3 protein-coding genes and 1 CRISPR repeat array are annotated in these 2,508 nt (G+C 24.8%); all 3 genes read right to left on the bottom strand.

Features of this window, described 5'->3' with window-relative positions; all coding sequences use genetic code 11:
• Window positions 1-48: 48 nt before the first annotated feature.
• Window positions 49-474: direct repeats of the CRISPR family, unit length 29 nt; unit sequence GTTTTCATACTATTAAGTCTATTTTAAAC.
• Between the two features lie 105 nt (window positions 475-579).
• The 3 genes from cas2 to cas4 are packed head-to-tail and all read right to left on the bottom strand — an operon-like array spanning window position 580 to window position 2,329.
• Complete coding sequence (cas2, locus tag A9758_RS02930) at window positions 580-849, bottom strand: CRISPR-associated endonuclease Cas2 (protein WP_011406026.1); 270 nt, start codon at window positions 847-849, stop codon at window positions 580-582.
• Window positions 843-1,841, bottom strand: a complete 999-nt coding sequence (cas1b, locus tag A9758_RS02925) for a type I-B CRISPR-associated endonuclease Cas1b (protein ID WP_011406025.1) — start codon at window positions 1,839-1,841, stop codon at window positions 843-845. Before cas1b ends, cas2 begins: the two co-directional genes overlap by 7 nt.
• On the bottom strand, window positions 1,829-2,329 hold the full coding sequence (gene cas4 / locus A9758_RS02920) for a CRISPR-associated protein Cas4 (protein ID WP_143740864.1): 501 nt from the start codon (window positions 2,327-2,329) through the stop codon (window positions 1,829-1,831). The genes cas1b and cas4 overlap by 13 nt, the downstream gene beginning before the upstream one ends.
• Window positions 2,330-2,508 lie beyond the last annotated feature (179 nt).

The raw sequence follows: 2,508 nt of genomic DNA, 5'->3' as shown, positions 1-2,508 counted from the left end.
TCTATTTAAAACTTTCATTAATTAACTCATTATCTATTTCTACCTCAAGTTTTCATACTATTAAGTCTATTTTAAACTTTTATTATACTTGACATTGTTTTTATTCCTCTATTGGTTTTCATACTATTAAGTCTATTTTAAACTTAATATCATACTGGTGAGTATAATTATAATTTCCTTGTTTTCATACTATTAAGTCTATTTTAAACCTCCTTTTTCTAGACCGAGATATTCTTCCTCATTGGGTTTTCATACTATTAAGTCTATTTTAAACAAAAGTATTATACTCTGAATTAGAAGCAAAACGTTCTTGTTTTCATACTATTAAGTCTATTTTAAACGTTTTTTTAAATGGTAATTGTAAATTTGAAATATCTAGTTTTCATACTATTAAGTCTATTTTAAACGAAATATATGATTGGGTAATACGTTTTAATCAAATCCGGTTTTCATACTATTAAGTCTATTTTAAACGCCAAAAAATTTTTCGTATTTTACTCTTTAAACTGTTGTGATTGTTTAAAAAAGTAGTTGTTTATAGTCCACCCCTAATGTTGTAAAAATTATAGGGGAGTGGACCTAGAGTATAAATTCTATTGGATTTTTTTCTATTCCAAGTACTTCCTTATTTAAATATTTCTTAGGTATCTTATATATAATTATTGAATCTTCATCTTCGTCTGTTAATTCTTTTAGTTTTATAATCATTGTTTTATATTGTGCTTTTGTTATTTCTCCTTCAAATACTGAATTTTGAATCCATATTAAATATGTTTTAAGAAATTTGTATACTTTATTTATTCGTTCTATTTTAATATCATATATTACTAATATGTATATTCCTACCACCACGTCTTGAAGCTTTCGTATGTTTTATCTTCAAGTATATGTTTGATTAATTTATATCCTTCTAATCTTATTAAGTATCTATATGAGACTTTTTTCTTAATTTGTGGATGTTTTATTGTTGTTTTAAGTTTATTATTGTATTCTTGTATGAATTTTTGTCTTCCTTTTTCATTGAGATATACTCCCACATCTTTTTTAAAGTGTTTTTCATTAATTATATTAGTATTTACCAATTTGAATATAGTTCTACTTATTATTAATGGTTTGAATATGTCTGCTAGATCACATGCAAGTGAAAATCTTCTTTCACGAGGTTCATGCAGGAAACTTATTGATGGATGAAGGTAGGTATGATAGATTTCGGATAGTGTTGTAGTATATAATAATGAATTTCCATAGGATATTAAGGAGTTCATTTCATTTTTTGGTGGTTTGAATTCTCTTTTTTCTATTGGAAATTTTTTTGTGATGTTATCAAATGAGGGGTAGTATGATTGCCATAATTTTCCTTCGGATGAGAGTATTCTATTGATATTTCCATCTAAAATTGATTCATTTTCAAGGTTTTGAATGTGTTCATCAACATCTTTTCCTTTTTTCTTATAATATTTTAATGTTTTTATCATGTTATGTTTCATTCCATTTACCATTTCCTTAGCTATAAAACATCGTTTATTTTCATTATTGTATGTTAATGCTTGTTTCACTACTATTACTCCTGAATTTAGTGCTATTTTTGGGTATAATGATCCTTCATAATATCCATATTTATTAAAGAAATTTATTATTATTTTTTCTTTTTGTAGTAATGATATTGCTCCTGATCGCAATGAAACTTTTCCATAACAATTTATTTCATTGATTGCGTGAATTGGTATACTTGTGTCAACTTCTTTATTTTTAAATTTAAGTGTATTCTCTTTTCGGTATAATATCCCATTTGAGTTAATATATAATGGTTCTTTAATAGTATCACAACCTATATTAAGCAAAGTTCTCTGAAAGAACATCCTTGACAGTAGGGTTTTTGTTTTTCATGAGGTGGTTTTGTTTCATTTGATATTTTCTTAATTTCTTTAATTATATCATCAATTTCTTTAATTATATCTTCTGTTAGTTCTATGGATTCTCTTTTCTTTTCTTTTGGAAATACTAACATTCCTTTTGCTTCTATATCTGCGTTTTTTAATGTGTATAAATAGTAGTATAATTGATATAATGCCCCGATTGTAATTTTACTTGATTTTTTTACTTCAAATACTGTTAGCTTATCTTTTGTTTGTATAAAATCAAATACTAAGTTATCTACACGAATTTCCTTTTTTTCTCTTTTGTAACTATTTTCATGTATTAATCTTCCAATTTCAATATCATTATTATCATAGTTCATATTTATTTGATTCATATAAAACCATAGTTCTCTTTTACATATTTTATAATACTGAATCATTACTCCAGTTATCTGTGAATCTTTCATCATATTTATCCTTTATATCATATATGCATTTTCGTTTTCTTGTGCTATAAAACCCGTATTTAGATTATATTTTCGTTCAATATCATTTTTTCCTACATGAAATATGAATTTATCATAATTAACTGTTCCTATGAGATTTGTGGGTATAGAAAGAACATAATTGTTAAATTGTCTATTTATTT

The organism is Methanosphaera sp. A6 (genome assembly GCF_001729395.1).
GTDB classification, from domain to species: Archaea; Methanobacteriota; Methanobacteria; order Methanobacteriales; family Methanobacteriaceae; genus Methanosphaera; species Methanosphaera stadtmanae.
This window is presented reverse-complemented; position numbering and strand designations above follow the sequence as displayed.